This window comes from Streptomyces sp. PSU-S4-23 (assembly GCF_055632315.1).
On sequence record NZ_JBVMUU010000002.1, the window covers coordinates 2733456 to 2751134 of the forward strand.

The 17679-nt window shown below is 73.5% G+C and carries 13 protein-coding genes and 1 pseudogene; 4 read left to right on the top strand and 10 right to left on the bottom strand.

Features of this window, described 5'->3' with window-relative positions; translation table 11 throughout:
* Positions 1–38: 38 nt before the first annotated feature.
* Both ACZ79I_RS13140 and ACZ79I_RS13145 read left to right on the top strand, forming a co-directional pair.
* A complete protein-coding gene (locus ACZ79I_RS13140; protein ID WP_471497172.1) occupies positions 39–1358 on the top strand; it encodes a WxL domain-containing protein in 1320 nt (439 codons plus the stop codon).
* Between the two features lie 92 nt (positions 1359–1450).
* Positions 1451–2464: pseudogene (locus ACZ79I_RS13145) on the top strand (DUF916 domain-containing protein); the annotation flags it as partial.
* On the opposite strand, the gene ACZ79I_RS13150 reads toward ACZ79I_RS13145, so the two are convergent.
* Positions 2361–2699, bottom strand: coding sequence for a P-II family nitrogen regulator (locus ACZ79I_RS13150; RefSeq protein WP_381077562.1), 339 nt, complete (start codon positions 2697–2699; stop codon positions 2361–2363). The pseudogene ACZ79I_RS13145 and the gene ACZ79I_RS13150 sit on opposite strands and share 104 nt — an antisense overlap.
* The gene (locus ACZ79I_RS13155) at positions 2696–4024 is read right to left on the bottom strand and encodes an ammonium transporter (RefSeq protein ID WP_471497174.1); all 1329 of its coding nucleotides are present in this window, start codon (positions 4022–4024) and stop codon (positions 2696–2698) included. The genes ACZ79I_RS13150 and ACZ79I_RS13155 overlap by 4 nt, the downstream gene beginning before the upstream one ends.
* A 167-nt stretch (positions 4025–4191) precedes the next feature.
* On the opposite strand from ACZ79I_RS13155, the gene era reads away from it, so the two are divergent.
* Positions 4192–5151 carry a GTPase Era gene (gene era, locus ACZ79I_RS13160; RefSeq protein ID WP_471497175.1) on the top strand — a complete coding sequence of 320 codons (960 nt, stop codon included), beginning with the start codon at positions 4192–4194 and terminating at the stop codon, positions 5149–5151.
* A 7-nt stretch (positions 5152–5158) separates the two neighbouring features.
* Here era and ACZ79I_RS13165 read toward each other — a convergent pair whose 3' ends face one another.
* The 3 genes from ACZ79I_RS13165 to ACZ79I_RS13175 form a co-directional block, all read right to left on the bottom strand.
* Positions 5159–7258, bottom strand: coding sequence for a glycoside hydrolase family 31 protein (locus ACZ79I_RS13165; protein ID WP_471497177.1), 2100 nt, complete (start codon positions 7256–7258; stop codon positions 5159–5161).
* A 150-nt stretch (positions 7259–7408) separates the two neighbouring features.
* Positions 7409–8521, bottom strand: a complete 1113-nt coding sequence (locus ACZ79I_RS13170) for a carbohydrate kinase family protein (protein ID WP_471497179.1) — start codon at positions 8519–8521, stop codon at positions 7409–7411.
* A 78-nt stretch (positions 8522–8599) separates the two neighbouring features.
* The gene (locus tag ACZ79I_RS13175; protein WP_471497181.1) at positions 8600–9925 is read right to left on the bottom strand and encodes a glucarate dehydratase family protein; all 1326 of its coding nucleotides are present in this window, start codon (positions 9923–9925) and stop codon (positions 8600–8602) included.
* A gap of 232 nt (positions 9926–10157) precedes the next feature.
* Here ACZ79I_RS13175 and ACZ79I_RS13180 point away from each other — a divergent pair, with 232 nt between their 5' ends.
* Positions 10158–11474: an MFS transporter gene (locus ACZ79I_RS13180; protein WP_471497182.1), complete on the top strand. Its 1317-nt coding sequence runs from the start codon at positions 10158–10160 to the stop codon at positions 11472–11474.
* Here ACZ79I_RS13180 and ACZ79I_RS13185 read toward each other — a convergent pair.
* The 5 genes from ACZ79I_RS13185 to ACZ79I_RS13205 all read right to left on the bottom strand — a co-directional run bounded on the left by ACZ79I_RS13185 (position 11438) and on the right by ACZ79I_RS13205 (position 17654).
* Complete coding sequence (locus tag ACZ79I_RS13185) at positions 11438–12430, bottom strand: adenosine deaminase (protein ID WP_471497184.1); 993 nt, start codon at positions 12428–12430, stop codon at positions 11438–11440. The genes ACZ79I_RS13180 and ACZ79I_RS13185 overlap by 37 nt on opposite strands.
* A gap of 20 nt (positions 12431–12450) precedes the next feature.
* Positions 12451–13356, bottom strand: coding sequence for a ribonuclease Z (locus tag ACZ79I_RS13190; protein ID WP_471497186.1), 906 nt, complete (start codon positions 13354–13356; stop codon positions 12451–12453).
* Between the two features lie 6 nt (positions 13357–13362).
* Positions 13363–13716, bottom strand: a complete 354-nt coding sequence (locus tag ACZ79I_RS13195; RefSeq protein WP_471497188.1) for a histidine triad nucleotide-binding protein — start codon at positions 13714–13716, stop codon at positions 13363–13365.
* A 106-nt stretch (positions 13717–13822) separates the two neighbouring features.
* Complete coding sequence (locus ACZ79I_RS13200) at positions 13823–17029, bottom strand: S41 family peptidase (protein ID WP_471497190.1); 3207 nt, start codon at positions 17027–17029, stop codon at positions 13823–13825.
* A gap of 70 nt (positions 17030–17099) precedes the next feature.
* Positions 17100–17654 (bottom strand): hypothetical protein, encoded by a 555-nt coding sequence (locus ACZ79I_RS13205; protein WP_471497192.1) that lies wholly within the window; start codon positions 17652–17654, stop codon positions 17100–17102.
* Between the last annotated feature and the right edge of the window lie 25 nt (positions 17655–17679).

Here is a 17679-nt window from a genome sequence, read left to right on the forward strand (position 1 = left end):
AAGAGCCGCTGCGCCCGTGACCACACGAGGGGGCAAGGATGGCCTCAGGAACTCGAAGACGCCGCTGGGCCACGGTACTCGCGCTGGCCGCCTGCGCGGTGGCCGGCGGCGGCGCACTGGCCTGCCCGGCCGGTGCCACCCCGCAGGAGGTGGACTTCGCCACCCACTGCATCCCGCCCGCGATCGCGGGAATCCCGCCGATCGACGGCACCACCACCGCGAAGATCACGGTGGACAACGCCAGCCCCAAGGTCGGCGACACGGTCACCGTGACCTACACGGTGGTCACCCCCGCCGCGAGCAACCCCACCGACCTGGCCCTGCCGGCCGACATCATGACGCCCACCGGCAAGGTCGCCCTCGGCGGCGCCCAGACGGGGGACGTCACCGTCACCGGGCCCAAGAAGAACGACCCCGTGCCGGGCAAGGGCGCCTTCCCGTCGTTCAGCATGACCGGCACGTTCACGGTCACCTCGCCCGGTGCCATCACGCTCTCGCCGGGCGACTACAACATCCACACCAGCTACATCCTGGAACTGGACACCCCCTGCACGGTGACCAACCCTCCCGCCCCCGTTTCCGAGACCGTGACGGCGGCGGACACCACCCCGGTCAACAACCGTGCGATCACGCTCGGTTCGGCCTCCGGGAAGCCCGGTGACAGCGTGACCGTCACCGGCGGCAACTTCACCCCCGGCGCGACCGTCACCCTCGCCGGGCGCTCCGGCGCCGCGCAGACCGCGGACACGGCGACCGTGACCGCCGACGCCCAGGGAGCCTTCAGCGGCGCGCTCGTCGTCAACGACAAGACGACGACCGGTGTCGTGGCGTACGAGGGCAGCGCCTGGAGCACGGACAAGGGGGCCGGTCCGGCCGCGTACATCGTCGTGGACGACACCCCCGTCCCCGCGAACAGCCAGAAGCTCACCACCACCGTGAAGGCGGGCACCCTGTCGATGTCACAGGCCGCGGACACCGTCCAGCTGTCGGCCGTCGACTTCGGCACGGGCGGGGCCTCGCAGGGGGCCCTGCAGACGGTGACGGTCAAGGACTTCCGCGGCGGACCCGCGGGCTGGTCCCTGACCGGCAAGGTCACCGACTTCACGGGACCGGGCGCGACGATCGGCGCCGGCCGGCTGAGCTGGACCCCGGCCTGCGCCACCAAGGCGGGCAGCCCGAGCACCTGCCGGGCGGGTTCGGCGGGCACGGTGGGCACCTCCGGCGCGACCCTGGCCTCCGCCCCCGACGGCACGCTCACCGGTGGTGAGTTCGCCGTCGACGCCGGGCTCTCACTGGACGTGCCGGCGTTCACTCCTCCGGGGTCGTACTCCGGTGTGCTGACGCTGACCCTGACCTGACCGCACGCCTCACCCCTCCGGTGGCCGGGCGCCCGCCCCGCGGGACCGCACCCGCCCGTCCACCCCGACCACGTCCGCGGGGGTCCGCACCCATGCGCAAGCCGTACGTCGTCCTGTTGTCGCTGTGTCTGTTCCTCACCGCGGCGGCGGCACCCTGCCACGCCGCCGACAACGGCGGCTGGTCCGTCTACCCCGTCTCCTCGAAGCTCGGCGCACGCCCCTACTTCTATCTCTCCGCCGATCCCGGGCAGACGATCGAGGACACGGTCGTCGTCGCCAACAAGACCGGCCGTCCCCTCACCTTCCGCCTCTACGCCGCCGACGCCTACAACACCGCGCGTGACGGCGGGTTCGCGGTGCGCACCCTGCGGGAGAGGATGCGGGGGGTCGGCGCGTGGGCCAGGCCCGCGCGGCCCCGGGTCACCGTCCCCGGCCATGCGTCGATCAGCGTGCCGTTCACGTTACGGGTGCCCGCGGACGCCGAACCGGGCGACCATCCGGGGGCGCTGGTGGCGCTCGACGATCACGTCGACAGGGGCGGCGGGCCGCTCGCGCTGGGGGTGCAGCGGGCGGTCGGAGCCCGCGTCTACCTCCGGGTGAGCGGGCCCGCCCTCCCCGCGATCTCCGTCGAGGACGTCCACGTCGGCCACCACCAGCCGCTGGTGCCCGGCCTCGGGAACAGCACGGCGGCGATCTCGTACACGCTGCACAACACGGGCAACGTCACCCTGAGTCCGAGGGTGGAGCTGCGGGCGCGGGGCCTGTTCGGCCGCACGCTGCTGGCGCGCGGACTGACGGGGATCCCCTCGCAGCTGCTGCCCGGCCAGCGCGTCCGGCTCACCGAACCGTGGCGGGACGCGCCGCAGCTGGACCGGGGCGACGTCACGCTGACGGCGAGCGCGCGGGGGACGCGCGACTCGGCCGGCGCGTCGTTCCTCGCGCTGCCGTGGCTGGTCGTGGCGGTGCTGGCCGCGGCGGCGGCCGTGGCGGCTGCGCTCGTGGTCAGAGCGCGTCGGGGCCGCGCTCGCCGGTCCGTACCCGCACCACCGACTCCACCGGCACCGCCCACACCTTCCCGTCCCCGATCTTCCCCGTCTGCGCGGCCTTCACGATCGCGTCGATGACGGCGTCGGTGTCCGCGTCCTCGACGACGACGTCGATCCGCACCTTGGGCACCAGGTCGACCTGGTACTCGGCGCCGCGGTACACCTCGGTGTGGCCGCGCTGGCGGCCGTAGCCGCTGGCCTCGGTCACGGTCAGGCCGTGCACGCCGAGTTCCTGCAGGGCCGCCTTGACCTCGTCGAGGCGGAACGGCTTGACGATCGCGGTGATGAGCTTCATGCCTGGGACGTGACCTTCTGGGTGACGGAGGAGACGGAGTGGCCGACCGGGGCGCCATGGCCCAGGACCCCGTGATCGTAGGCCGTCTCGGCGTGCACCGTAAGGTCCAGGCCGGTGTGCTCCTGCTCCTCGCTCGCGCGGAAGCCCATCACCTTGTCGATCAGCTTGCCGATGCCGTAGGTGACGGCGAAGGCGTACACGGCGACGGCGGCCACGGCCACCGCCTGCCTCCCCAGCAGGGCGAGCCCGCCGCCGTACAGCAGGCCCTCGCTCCCCTGCGTCATCTCCCGCACCGCGAACAGGCCGATGAGCAGGGTGCCGATGACGCCGCCGACGAGGTGGACGCCGACCACGTCCAGCGAGTCGTCGTAGTTCAGCTTGAACTTCCAGCTCACGGCGTACGAGCAGACGACACCGGCGGCGAGGCCCACGACCAGCGCGCCGAGCAGGGACACCGAGCCGCAGGACGGGGTGATGGCGACCAGGCCCGCGACCGCGCCGGACACCGCGCCGAGCGTGGTGGGGTGGCCGTCCCGCTTCTGCTCCACGAACAGCCAGCCGAGCAGGCCGGTGCAGCCGGCGGCCAGGGTGTTGAGGAAGACCGCCGCGGCGAGGCCGTTGGCGCCCAGGGCCGAGCCCGCGTTGAAGCCGAACCAGCCGAACCAGAGGAGACCGGCCCCGAGCACCACCATGGGCAGGTTGTGCGGGCGCATGGCGTCCTTCTTGAAGCCGAGGCGCGGGCCGAGGACCAGGCACAGGGCGAGACCGGAGGCGCCGGAGGTGATCTCGACGGGGAGGCCGCCCGCGAAGTCGAGGGCGCCGAGCCGCTCCAGGATCCAGCCGCCCGGGCCCCACACCCAGTGGGTGACGGGAACGTATACCAGCAGGGCCCACACGGGGACGAAGACGAGCCAGGCCCCGAACTTCGCCCGGTCCGCGATCGCGCCGCTGACGAGGGCGGCCGTGACGATCGCGAAGGTCAGCTGGAAGGTCGCGAACAGGAGCGTCGGCACGGTGCCGTGGAGGCTCGCGGGACCCAGGCCCGCCATCCCGGCGTGCCGCAGATCGCCGATCAGCCCGTCCGCGCTGTCGTCGCCGAAGGCGAGCGCGTACCCGGCGGCCAGCCACACCACCGTGACCAGCGCGATCGACACGAAACTCATCATCAGCATGTTCAGGACGCTCTTCGTGCGGACCATACCGCCGTAGAAGAGGGCCAGGCCCGGGGTCATCAGCAGGACGAGGGCGGTGGCGGCGAGCAGCCAGGCGGTGTCGCCGGTGTCGAGGGCGGGGGTCTTTCCGGCGGCCAGGAAGGCGGTCTCCACGGACGGGTCTCCTCGGGGTGCGGGGCTCGTCCGAGGGTCACGGGTACGGGTTTCCGGTTGCGTACAGATGTGTTTCGCTGACGTTTCGTGTTGCGCGGGGGTTTCCGGAACCTCACCCGGGGCCGTGCCGAGCTCGCCGTGCGAGGATGCCTCGTGGATCAGGGAGAATGGGCGCCATGAGCGTTCGCAGCCAGTCATCCGAGCCGACACAGGCCGTCCACCGGGCGGGCTTCGCCTGTTTCGTGGGCCGCCCCAACGCGGGCAAGTCCACCCTGACGAACGCTCTGGTCGGGCAGAAGGTGGCGATCACCTCGAACCGGCCGCAGACCACGCGGCACACGGTGCGCGGCATCGTGCACCGGCCGGACGCGCAGCTGATCCTGGTCGACACCCCCGGTCTGCACAAGCCGCGGACGCTGCTGGGCGAGCGGCTGAACGACGTGGTGCGCACCACATGGGCCGAGGTGGACGTGATCGGCTTCTGTCTGCCCGCCGACCAGAAGATCGGCCCCGGTGACCGTTTCATCGCCAAGGAGCTCGCGGGGATCAGGAAGACCCCGAAGGTGGCGGTCGTCACGAAGACGGACCTCGTGGACTCCAAGGCCCTGGCCGAGCAGCTGATCGCGATCGACCGGCTCGGCAAGGAGCTGGGGTTCGAGTGGGCGCAGATCGTTCCGGTGTCGGCGGTCGGGGGCAAGCAGGTGGACCTGCTGGCGGACCTGCTGATCCCGCTGCTGCCCGAGGGGCCGGCGCTCTACCCGGAGGGTGACCTGACGGACGAGCCGGAGCAGGTCATGGTGGCGGAGCTGATCCGGGAGGCGGCGCTGGAGGGTGTGCGCGACGAGCTGCCGCACTCGATCGCGGTGGTGGTGGAGGAGATGCTGCCGCGCGAGGACCGCCCGGCGGACAGGCCGCTCCTCGACATCCACGCGAACCTGTTCATCGAGCGCCCCAGCCAGAAGGGGATCGTGATCGGGCCGAAGGGGAAGCGGCTGAAGGAGGTCGGCGTCAAGTCCCGCAAGCAGATCGAGGCGCTGCTCGGCACGCCCGTGTTCCTCGACCTCCATGTGAAGGTGGCCAAGGACTGGCAGCGGGACCCGAAGCAGCTGCGGCGCCTGGGCTTCTGAACGCCCGTCAGCCGGGTGTGGGGGAAGGTCTCAGCGCGCGCAGGGCCTTGCCGGCGCCCTCGGCCTTCAGGTTCACGAAGGCCGGGGTGACGCCCAGGGGGACGTCGTAGCCGGTGAGGGTCCGCGGGCCGCGGACGACGGTGCCGCGGGCGACGTCGTACCAGACTCCGGGCGGCAGGTGGACGGTGCGACTCGCGCCGTCGGTGAGCTGCGGGGCGGCCAGGACCGCCGGGCCGAGCATCCACTCGTCGGTGATCGTGTAGGACGCCCTGTCCCGCGGGAAGTCGAAGAACAGCGGCCGCATGATCGGGTCGCCGGTGCGCAGCGTCCGCCGCACCTGGTCCCAGATGTACGGCGCGAGGCGTTCGTGCCGGGCGACGGCCTCGCGGTAGAGGTCGACGGTCTCCTGGTCGTAGTCCACCGTGCGGCCCGTCGTGACGTCGACGGTGTCGACGGGCGATGTGGAGGAGTACATCAGCGGCTGCAGCGAGGCGGACTGCGCCCAGCGCACCAGCACCTCCTTGGCGGGCGCGGGCCGGCCGCCGGAGCCGCCGATCATGTCGGTGGTGACGAAGGGGTAGCCGATGGTGGAGATGGCCAGGTTCTGGGTCACGGAGGCGCGCAGCGACTCCCAGCCGGTGCCCTTGTCGATCTGCCGGGTGACGAACCCCGCCCGGTGGGCGCTCGCGTCCCAGTGCACGCGGATGCCGACGCCCTGGAGGTCGAACCCGTCGGCGAGTCCGGCGCCGAGCCGCTGGTAGTCGGTGGGCCGGTAGCCGTCGTGCGGGGCGCATCGTTCGTCGAAGAAGCGGGTGTCGAACTTCAGCCCGTCGACGCCGTAGTCGCTCATCAGGGTCCTGAGCCGGCCGGTGTACCAGGCCCTGGCGTCCGGGTCGGCGAGGTCGACGATCCCGGCGGTGCCGTTCCACCAGGTGACGGTGCACGGTTTGGAGGGGTCGGCCGCGTCCTTCAGCAGGTACCCGTGGTCGGCGGCGTACCGGTACGCGTCGGAGTCGAGGTTGATCCACAGGGTGACCCAGAGGCCGAAGTCGAAGCCGAGGTCGTGGATGGTCCGCGACATGGCCTCGGGGTCGGGGTACGCCTTCGGGTCGAAGGTCATGTTCCCGTAACGCGACTCCCATTTGTCGTCGAGCTGGAGGGTGTGCCCGACGAGTCCGTTGTCGTGCAGGTCGCGGGCGTAGTCGAGGAGCCCGGCCTGGTCGACGTGGGTGTAGAACTGCGCCCAGGAGTTCCACACCGGCCTGGTGTACTGCTCGTAGGTGGCGTCGCTCTTGGCGGGCTTGCCGACGATGCCGATGTAGTCGCGGTAGACCTCCAGCGGTGTGGACTCCACGAAGACGGTCGCCCGGTAGGGTTCGGCGGACTCGACGTCGAAGCGGCCGAGGCCGTCCTTGCCCTGGTTGATCGCCACGTCCATGACGTGCCCGGTGTCGACGTGCAGTCCGGCCGCGCTCGACGTGTACCAGAAGGGGTCGATCATCTGGTACGAGGCCGGGCCGAAGGCCGGGTGGACCACCTCGCCGGCGTCGAGCGGCCAGGGCTGGTCGGTGCCGGGGCCGCCCTGCGGGGTCTCGGCCTCTCCGTGCCCGTACCAGTGGCCGGCGGACGCCAGGTCGTAGGCGAGTCCGAGCCGGTCGGGGTCCGCTCCCCCGACGGCCCAGTCGAGGTGGTAGCGGTCGGCGGACGGGGTGATGCGGGCCCGGACCGTGGCGCCCGCGGCGGTCGTGTCCGCGGTGAGGGTGAGGACCCCGTCCTTCCAGGACCAGCCGGTGACCTCGGTGGCGTGCTGCCAGACTCCCCCGGCGCGGAAGCGCAGGGCTCCGGTGTCGCCGCCCGCGGTGGCCAGGACGCCGGTGCCGGACCGGCTGGTCGTGAGGGCGAGCCGGGACGTCGTCACCTCGACGGTGTAGCCGGGGGCGTTCCCGGAGGGCGGCACGGTCAGGGCGAGCCGGCCGGCGGACGCGGAGAACCGGGCGGCCGGGAGAGCGGGGGCGGCCTGTGCCGGTGCGGTGAGGCCGGCGGGGAGGGCCGGGGCCAGTGTCACGGCCGCGAGCAGTGCCCTGAGTCTGCGTGATGGTCCGCGCACAGCACATGTCCTTCGACGGGGGCGGTCAGGGGCCGGGATGCGCGAGTCAGAGGTCGGTCCGTACGGACCATGCTCGATTCAGCTCGATCCAGCCGATGATCGAGCGGTATCCATCATGTGTCAACGACCGTTTCCGGTCGGGCCGGTGCGTCAGGCCGGCCGTCTGAAGCCGATCGTCGGCACCGCCCGGCGCCGCGGCCACGGCTCCACGCACACCTCGGGGAGCACTCCGTCCAGGAAGGCGTACCGGCGCAGCGCCGCGGGCTCCTGGTTCTCGTACGACTGCACCTTCCGCCACCAGGCCGCGATCTCCGACCACCCGGGCGCAGAGAGCGACCCGCCGAACTCCTGCACGGACAGCGCGGCGGTCAGCCCCGCGAAGGCCAGGCGGTCGGCCAGCGGCCACTCGGCGAGCGTGCCCGTCACGAAGCCCGCCACGAAGACGTCCCCCGCGCCCGTGGGGTCCAGCGCCTCGACGGCGATCGCGGGCACGGCGGCGGTCTCCCCGGTACGCCGGTCGACGGCGTACGCGCCCTCCGCGCCGAGGGTGACGACGGCCAGCGGCACATACTCGGTGAGCGCGTGCGCGGCGGCGCGCGGGCAGTCCGTGCCCGTGTAGCGCATGGCCTCCACCGCGTTGGGCAGGAACGCCTCGCACAGCTCGAGGTCGGCCAGGCCCGCCAGGTTCCAGGCGCCGGTCTCGTCCCAGCCGACGTCGGCGAAGATACGGGTGCCCTGCCGGGCGGCGGTGGCGATCCAGGGGGCGCGCCTGCCGGGGGTCAGGGAGGCGACGGCGGCGCGGACACGGGGCGGGCAGTCGGGTGCGGGCTCCTGCGGCGGCGGCTCGTGGCCGTGGGAGACCATGGTCCGTTCGCCCTCGTACGCCATGGAGACGGTGACCGGGGAGTGCCAGCCGGGAACCGTCCGCGACGGCGACAGGTCGATGCCCTCGCCCCGTTCCAGGGCGTCCCAGCAGTAGTCGCCGTAGTGGTCGTCGCCGAAGGCCGCCGCCAGGCAGGTCTTCAGGCCCAGGCGGGCCAGCGCGGTGGCCATGTTGGCGACGCCGCCGGGACTCGACCCCATGCCCCGCGCCCAGCTCTCGGTGCCGCGCACCGGGGCCGAGTCGAGCCCGGTGAAGATGATGTCGAGGAAGACCGTGCCCGTGAGATACACGTCCCACGGCGGGTCCTCCGGCAGGCGCAGGGCGGCAAGGGGGTCGAGGCGGGCCTGGCGGTACGGTCCCTCTCCGATGGACGCGGTCACGGTGCGCTCCCTGGCGTGATGCGGACCCAGCCAGTGTGCACCAAGCGCCCCTTCGGCGGGCGCCGGGGCCACGGGCCGCTACCAGCGGGGGACGGGCGGTGTGGCCCAGGCGGGGTTCGCGACGCGCATCGCGGCCTCGTCGTCGCGGTCGCGCAGGGTGCCGTCGTCGGTGAGCCAGCGCTCGTGGAGGACGGCCAGCCGGTCGCGGTCCAGCGTGACGCCGAGGCCGGGGGCGTCCGGCACGGCGATCGTGCCGTCCCGGAAGGCGAGGCGCTCGGTGAGGACGTCCTCGGACTGCCACGGGTAGTGGGTGTCGCAGGCGTGGTGGAGGTCCGGCACGGTCGAGGCGACATGGGTCATCGCGGCGAGGGAGATGCCGAGGTGCGTGTTGGAGTGCATGGACATCCCGACCCCGAACGCACGGCAGACGGCGGCGAGTTCGCGGGTGGCGCGCAGCCCTCCCCAGTAGTGGTGGTCGCAGAGCAGCACCTGGACGGCGCCGCGCGTGAACGCCTCCTCGATCTCGGCGAACGTGGTGACGCACATGTTGGTGGCCAGCGGCACCTCGGTGCCCGCGGCGACCTCGGCCATGGCGGGCGTGCCGAGGGCGGGGTCCTCCAGGTACTCAAGGACGTCGGCCAGTTCCCGGGCCACCCTCAGCGAGGTCTCCACGGACCAGGCTCCGTTCGGGTCCAGGCGCAGCGGGTGCCCGGGGAACGCCTCGGCGAGGGCGCGGACCGCGGCGATCTCCTCGTCCGGCGGGAAGACCCCGCCCTTGAGCTTGAAGGACCGGAAGCCGTGCCGCTCCTTGAACGCCCGGGCCTGGGCGACGACTCCCGCCGGATCGAGGGCGGCACCCCAGTCGTCCTTCTCACCACCCACGCCCTCGGGATGGCCGGCCCACCGGTAGAAGAGGTAGCCGCTGTACTCGACCGCGTCCCGCACCCTGCCGCCGAGCAGTGCGTGCACGGGCAGGCCGAGCGCCTGGCCGAGGGCGTCGAGGCAGGCGACCTCGAAGGCGGACAGGACGGACAGGCGCAGCTTGTCGGCGGTCTGGACGCCGCGCAGCCCGCCGACGTCGACCCGGTCACCGGCCCGGGAGCGGTCGACGGCGATCTCGCCGGCGAGGGCGGACAGCCCGTTCAGCTCCGTCACCGGGCGGCCGGTCAGCCTGTCCGCCAGGGGCCGGGCCAGCTCCAGGTACTTGGTGTCGCCGTACGTCTCGCCGACCCCCGTGATCCCGTCGGCCGTCACCACCTCCACGATCAGACGGGGCGTGTACGGCTGGTGGACGCCCTGCGTGTTCAGCAGCGGCGGGTCGGCGACCAGAACCGGGGTCAGGCGCACCTCGGCGACGGACAGGTCGCGGGAGGTCTCGGCGGTCACGGGGCGGCTCCCTTCCATTTCCCCATGTAGACATCGTCCATGGATGCGAACGCCATGAGGCAGCACCCTTCTACCCGGCCGCTCACCCCGCAAACCCCCACGTGCTCCGCGTCACACCGTCCGCCCTTCTTCTCGGACGGAGTGTCTGATACACATGGCCCGCACGTTCCTGTCGGTCGACGGACGGCGCCCCCTCCCCCTCTTCTCCGGCTCTCGCCGGAGCCGTCCTTCCGCACGCCCTGGAACGTCCGTGTCCTCCCGCACCGCCCCGCCCTGGCCCCTCATCGCCCTGTTCACATCCGGGTACCTGGCCGCCTACCTCCTGCCCACCACCGTCGGCAGGCTCGACTCCGGTCTCCCGCTGTCCGCCACCGAGGCCGGTTCCCTCGGCAGTGCCCTGCTGCTGAGTTCGGCCCTCGCGGGCTTCCTGCTCGCCGCCCGGGTCCAGCGCGTCGGCCCCCGCCGGCTCGCCCGCGCCGGCCTCGCGCTCACCGCCATCGGGTACGGCACCGCCGCCCTCACCCACAGCGTGCCGCTGGTCGTCGCGGGAGCGATCGCGGGCGGGTTCGGCTCCGGCACGGCCGGCACGGTCGCCGCGGCCGGCATCGCCGCCGAGCGGGACCCCCACCGTGCCTCGGCCCTGGGCCTGCTCGGCGTCTCCGCGCTCGCCGGCGTGGTCTACCTGACGGTGCCCCACCTCGGCGCGGGCCACGGTCCCCCGCTCGCCGCGAACGCACTCGCCGCGCTGCTCGTGTGGCCCGCGACCGGCCGGCTCACCGCCCCCGCCCCGCCGGCCGCGGCGCCGGCGGGCGCGGCCCGCCCGCCTCACGTCCGCTCCGGACCGGTCCTGGCCGCCGGCATCCTGTGCTGGTCCCTCGCCCAGAACTCCCTGTGGGGCGTCAGCGGCCGCATCGGCCTCGCCCAGGCGCACCTGACGGAGGCCGCCGTCGGCGCCGTCTTCGCGGCCGCGCTCGGCGCCGGCCTGTTCGGGGTGATCGGCGCGAGGGCGCTCGGCCCCCGCCTCGGCCAGGCGCTCCCCATCGGTGCCGGCACCGCGCTCATCGCGGGCTGCATCGCGCTCAGCGCCTCCGCCACCGGGCTCGGCACCTTCGCCACGGGTGAGATCGCCTGGAACGCGCTCTACCCGGTCGTCCTGTCGTATCTGCTCGGCCTCGCCGCCTCGCTCGACCATCGCGGCCGCTGGGCGGTCCTCGTCGGCTCGGCGTCCTCGCTCGGCACGGCGGCGGGCCCCCTCACCGGCAGCGCGCTGTCCGCGCGGGCGGGCTTCCCCGCGATGGGCGCGATCCTGGCGGCCGGACTGCTGGCGATCGCGGTCCCGTTGACCGCGGTCGCGCTGCGCCCCGGCGGCCTCCGGCGACGGACCGCCGCGACCGGCGCGACCGGCGCGACCGGCGCGACCGGCGCGACCGGCGCGACCGGCGCGACCGGCGCGACCGGCGCGACCGGCGCGACCCTCGTGGGCCCGGCTCCGGCGGACGTGCCCCGGCCGCCTGAGCCGTCCCCGGCCGCCTACGGGAACTCGTATGCGTCCACCTCTGCGAGGTAGCGCGCCCGCCGCTCCTCGTCGTGCTCCAGGAAGGAGGCGGCGAAGGAGTTGCGGGCCAGCTCGCGCAGCCGCTCCTCGCCCAGGCCGAGCGCGGCCCGCACGGCGTCGAAGTTGTCCCCCGCGTACCCGCCGAAGTACGCGGGGTCGTCGGAGTTGACGGTGCACAGCAGCCCGGCGTCCAGCATGGCCGCGAGCGGATGGTCCGCCAGGGCGTCCACGGCGCGCAGACGCACGTTCGACAGGGGGCACAGGGTCAGCGGGATCCGCTCCCGCGCGAGCCGCTCGACGAGCGCCGGATCCTCCATGCAGCGCAGCCCGTGGTCGACGCGCTCCACGCCGAGCACGTCGAGGGCCTCGGTGATGTACTCCGGCGGCCCCTCCTCACCGGCGTGCGCCACACGGTGCAGGCCCAGGGCGGCGGCCGCCTCGTACACCTCGCGGAACTTCCCCGGCGGATTCCCGGTCTCGGCCGAGTCGAGGCCGATGCCCGCGATCCGGTCGAGGTACGGACGCGCCGCCTCCAGGGTCTCCATGGCCGACTCGGCGGACTCGTCGCGCAGGAAGCACATGATCAGCCGGGTGGAGACGCCGTGGTTGTCCTGGCTGCCGCCGAGCGCCCGCCACAGTCCCTCGACGACCGTGCCCATGCCGACCCCGCGCGCCGTGTGGGCCTGCGGATCGAAGAAGATCTCGGCGTGCCGCACGCCCTGCGCGGCGGCCCGCGCGAGATAGGCGTCCGCGAGGTCCCCGAAGTCCCGCTCCGTCCGCAGGACGGCCATGAGCTCGTAGTACAGGTCCAGGAAGGACTGGAGGTCCTCGAACCGGTACGCCGTGCGGAGAGCGTCCGCGTCGGCGTACGGCAGCGTCACACCGTTGCGCGCGGCCAGCTCGAACGCCAGCTCGGGCTCCAGGGTGCCTTCGATGTGCAGGTGCAGTTCCGCTTTCGGGAGGGGCATCGCAGCATCGTACGGCCGTTTCACCGGCGTTTCGGTACCGGCACCGTCATCAGATCGTGTGCCACGGTCAGTTCGCCGTCGAACCCGGCGGCCCGTGCCTCCCGCCCGAACGCCTCGGGTTCGGGGTAGCGCTGACTGAAGTGGGTGAGGACGAGGTGGCGCACCCCGGCCTCCGCGGCGACGCGCCCGGCCTGACCGGCGGTCAGGTGGCCGTGGTCCTCTGCCAGGTGCGCGTCCGCGTCGAGGAACGTGGACTCGATGACCAGCAGGTCGCAGCCCTCGGCGAGGGCGGGCACGGCCTCGCACAGCCGCGTGTCCATCACGAAGGCGAACCGCTGCCCGCGCCGCACCTCGCTCACCTCGTCGAGCGGGACACCGCCGAGGGAGCCCTCCCGCTGGATCCGTCCGACGTCGGGCCCCTGGATGCCGTGCGCGGCGAGCCGTTCGGGCAGCATGCGGCGCCCGTCGGGCTCGACCAGCCGGTAGCCGTAGGACTCGACGGGGTGGGACAGCCGGCGGGCCTCAAGGGTGTAGGCGGGGGTGACCGCGAGCGGGCCGTCGGCGGCGACGGGCGCCTCGGTCACCCTTACCGTCTCCCGGTACGCCGTCGCGTACCGCAGCCGCTCGAAGAACCGCTGCCCCGACTGCGGGTAGTGCGCGGTGATCCGGTGGCGCACCTGGTCGAGGTTGATGCGCTGGATCACCCCGGCGAGTCCGAGGGAGTGGTCGCCGTGGAAGTGCGTGACGCAGATCCGGTGCAGGTCGTGGGCGGCGACCCCGGCACGGAGCATCTGCCGTTGGGTGCCCTCACCGGGGTCGAAGAGGATTCCCTCCCCGTCCCACCGCAGCACATAGCCGTTGTGGTTGCGCTGCCGGGTGGGCACCTGGCTGGCGGTGCCGAGGACCACCAGTTCGCGTGCGGACACGGTGGTCTATCCGGGGGGCCACTGCAGGCCGCGGCCGCCCAGGACGTGGGCGTGCGCGTGGAAGACGGTCTGGCCCGCCCCGCTGCCGGTGTTGAAGACGACGCGGTAGTAGTCGAGCTTCTCGTCCGCGGCGACCTCGCCGGCCTCCCGGAGCACATCGGCGGCCACGGCGGGTGCGGCGGCGGCGAGGGAGGCGGCGTGCGGGTAGTGCAGCCGGGGGATGACCAGCACATGGGTCGGCGCCTGGGGGTTGATGTCCCGGAAGGCGACCGTGGTCTCGGTCTCCCGGACGATCGTCGCCGGGATGTGCCCCGCGACGATCTTGCAGAACAGACAGTCGTCCTGCGGCTCTCCCGCCATGTGCGTGCCTCCTGACACAGACTGATCGCGACGACGGCATCGTATCGGCCCTGCCCGCCCGCTCCGAAGGGCGGGCGGGCACCGTCCGCCGCCGGACGGGGGGGAATCACGACGACGGCAGCTCCGGGGGCCGCTTCGCCGGGCTTTCCTCCAGCGCGGCCAGCGCGATGCGCACCGCCTCGTCCAGCTGGACGTCACGCCCCGCCGCGTGGTCCTGCGGCGCCTGGACCGCCTCGACATCCGGATCGACCCCGTGGTTCTCCACGCCCCACCCGTAACCCTCCAGCCAGAACGCGTACTTGGGCTGCGTCACCAGCGTCCCGTCGACCAGCCGGTAGCGGCTGTCGATCCCGACGACCCCGCCCCATGTCCGGGTGCCCACCACCGGCCCGATCCCGAGCGCCTTGACGGCCGCGTTCACGATGTCCCCGTCCGATCCGGAGAACTCGTCGGCGACGGCGACGACGGGCCCCCGGGGTGCGTCCTCGGGGTAGCTGTAGGGCCGCATCCCGCGCGGCAGGTCCCATCCCACGATCCGCCGGGCCAGCTTCTCCACGACCAGCTGGGAGGTGTGCCCGCCCCGGTTCTCCCGCACGTCCACGATCAGCCCCTCGCGGGCGACCTCGATCCGCAGGTCGCGGTGGAGCTGGGCCCACCCGGAGCCCACCATGTCCGGCACGTGCAGATAGCCGAGCCGCCCGCCGGACCTCTCGTGCACGTAGGCGCGCCGGTCCGCCACCCACGCGTGGTACCGCAGCGGCTCCTCGTCCGCGATCGGGACGACGACGGCGTGCCGCAGCTCGCCCCCGCCCGCCGGCGAGACCGTCAGCTCCACCGGTTTACCGGCCGTCCCCACCAGCAGCGGCCCGGGCCCGGTCACGGAATCCACCGGCCGGCCGCCGACCGCGACGATCGCGTCGCCCGCCCGTACGGCCACGCCGGGCGCCGCCAGCGGCGCCTGCGCGTCGGGGTCGGAGGTCTCCGAGGGCAGTACGCGCTCGACGCGCCAGCTCCCGTCCTCGTGCCGGGACAGGTCGGCCCCGAGCAGCCCCTGCCGCCGGTCCCCGCCCCAGCTCCCGCCGGCGGGCGTGACATAGGCGTGCGAGGTGCCCAGTTCGCCCTGCACCTCCCACAGCAGGTCGACGAGGTCGTCGTGCGTGGCCAGGCGCCCGAGCACGGGCCGGTAGCGGTCCAGTACGCCGTCCCAGTCGACCCCGCCCAGGTCGGGCCGCCAGAAGTTGTCGCGCATGAGGCGGCCGGTCTCCTCGTACATCTGCCGCCACTCGGCCGCCGGGTCGACGGTCTGCCGTACGCGCGACAGGTCCACGGTGATGTTCGCGTCGCTGTCGTCGTCGTTCGGGGCACGCCGGTCGCTCGGTACGACCTTGAGCTTGCCGTCGGTCCACAGCAGCACCCGTTTGCCGTCGCCGGTGACCGCGAAGCGCTCGGCGTCCGCGCACAGGTGCTCGATGCGCTGCTGGACGAGGTCGTACCGTTCCAGCTCGGTGTGGGGATCGGGGTCGTCGGGGGTGGCGCGCGAGGCGCCCAGCACGCCGCGCACCGGATGCCGCAGCCACAGCACCCCGTCCTTGGCCGCCTGCAGCCCCGAGTAGCGCGCGGCCTCGACCGGGAACGGCACGATCCGGTCGGCGAGACCCTCCAGGTCGATCCGGGTGGCGGGCGCGCCCTCGCTGCCGGGCGTCTCGTCCTTGTCGGGCGCCTCGAAGGGGCGGCCGTGCCGCTGCGGCCCGAACGGGGAGGGGGTGGCCGCGGCGAGCGTGATCAGATACGGACGCGAGCCGCCCACGAAGGCCAGGTCGAAGACGTGCTCGTCGTAGACCGGGTCGAACGAGCGCGCCGAGAGGAACGCCAGGTGCTTGCCGTCCAGCGTGAAGGCCGGCGCGTAGTCGCGGAAGCGGAGCGGTGTCGCCTCCGTCACCGACAGGTCGGCCGTGTTGGCGAGCTTGAGCTGCCGCAGCGGGCGCGGTCCGGGATGCGACCAGGCCAGCCACGCCGAGTCCGGTGCGAAGACGAGCCCGCTGACCTCGCCGTCCTCGCTGCGGTCGACCTCGCGCACCTCACCGCTGTCCCGCTCGACGAGCAGCACCCGCCCGTCGTGCGCGGCGACCGCGACCCGGCTGCCGTCGGGAGCCACCGCGAGCCCGAGCACACGGCCGAGCTGCCCGGCCGCGAGCCGCCGCGGGACGGCGCCGGGCGCGAGTCCGGTGGCGGGCGCGAACTCCAGCGCGTCGTCGCCCTCCGCGTCCGTGACCCACACCACCCACTCCTCGCCGTCCGTGCGGAAGGTGTGCGGCAGACGGGCCCGTACGCCGTGCCCGTCGGCGAGCGCGCGGGCGGGCCCCGAGCGGTGGGTGACCCAGTGGACGGCGCCCCGCACCAGGACGGCGCTGCCGCGCCCGGTGTGGTCGGGCGAGGCGGAGCCGAACCAGCGCGCGGCGCTCACGGGATACGGCTGGAGGTCGGTGCGCTGCCCGCCGAGCCGGATGTCGAGCCGTCGCGGCTCGGCCCCGTCCAGGTCGTCCAGGAGCCACAGTTCACCGGCGGACGCGTAGACGACCCGGGTGCCGTCGGTGGCGGCGTGCCGGGCGTAGAAGTCACCCAGGGGTGTGTGCCGCCGCAGATCCGAGCCGTCGGCCGACGACGAGTAGAGCGCCCCGACGCCCTCGTGGTCGCTGAGGAAGGCGATGCGCTCCCCGACCCAGAACGGGTACTCGACATTGCCGTCGAGGTCCTCGTGCAGCCGCACGAACTCCCCCTCGCCGGCACGGTCGATCCACAGCTTGCCCGCCGTGCCGCCCCGGTACCGCTTCCAGTGCGCCGCCTCGCGGCCCATGGGCGCGGACAGCAGCACCGTGGCCGGCCCGTACGCGACATCGCCGACGGGTCCGTACGGCAGGGTGGCCGCCTCCCCGCCGTCCAGTGGCACCGCGCGCGCCCAGGTGCGGCGCAGCGACGCCTGGCCGACCGTGCTGAGGGCGAGCACGCGTCCTTCGGGGGTCCAGCCGCGCACCTGGGTCTTCGCGCTGCCCCAGTGGGTCAGGCGCCGGGCGGGGCCGCCGTCGAGCGGGGCGACGTGCACCTCGGGGGCGCCGTCGCGGGTGGACGTCCAGGCGACGGTCGTGCCGTCCGGGGATATCCGGGGGTGGTTGACGGGGACGTTGTCGGCGCTGACCCGCCAGGCGCGGCCGCCGTCGACCGGGGCGACCCAGACGTCGTCCTCGGCGGTGAAGGCGAGCAACTCGCCGTGCAGGTGCGGGAACCGGAGATACGCGGGCGATGCGGGCTGAGTCACCAGGTCACCCTAAGCAGCGATCGTGGTCCCTGACAGGGGTTTGCGCTGTTGCCTGCGTCCCATGCGCTCGTCACTTGCCCTGGACCGGCCAGCAGGTGGGGTCGCCCTGGCACCAGATGGTCTTCGTCACGGTGACCGTGGGACCGGGCCCGCCGGGGGTGACGGGGTGGTAGGAGACGGGCGGCGTGGGGGTGGCGTTGCAGTTGCCGAGCCCGCTGACGTGGAAGACCTCCTTGCCGCCCACCGTCGCCCTGAGGTCCCCGCGGACGCACTTGCCGTCGACGGCCCGCGTGACCCTGCCCTTGACGGTGATGTCCTTGTGGTCGCCCGTCTGTCCCTGGCAGTCGACGCTCACGACGGTGGTCTCGCTCGGCGCGGGCGTCCCCGCGGACGTGGCGGCCTTGCCGCCGTCGCCGTAGGTGCCCGTGCAGCTGAGCCAGCGCACGTCCACGTGCTGCCGCTGCAGTTGCGTGGTCGCGGTCTGGTCGGTCGTGTACGCCACCGCCGCGGAACTCAGATCTCCGGGCTGGCACGCCACGGCTCCGCCGACGGCGACGGCGACGATTCCGGTCACGGCCGCGAGCCGCCGTCCCTTCGGCCGTCGAATCCGCCTCAATACCCCCATGGACGGCAGCCTGCCACTGTCCCGC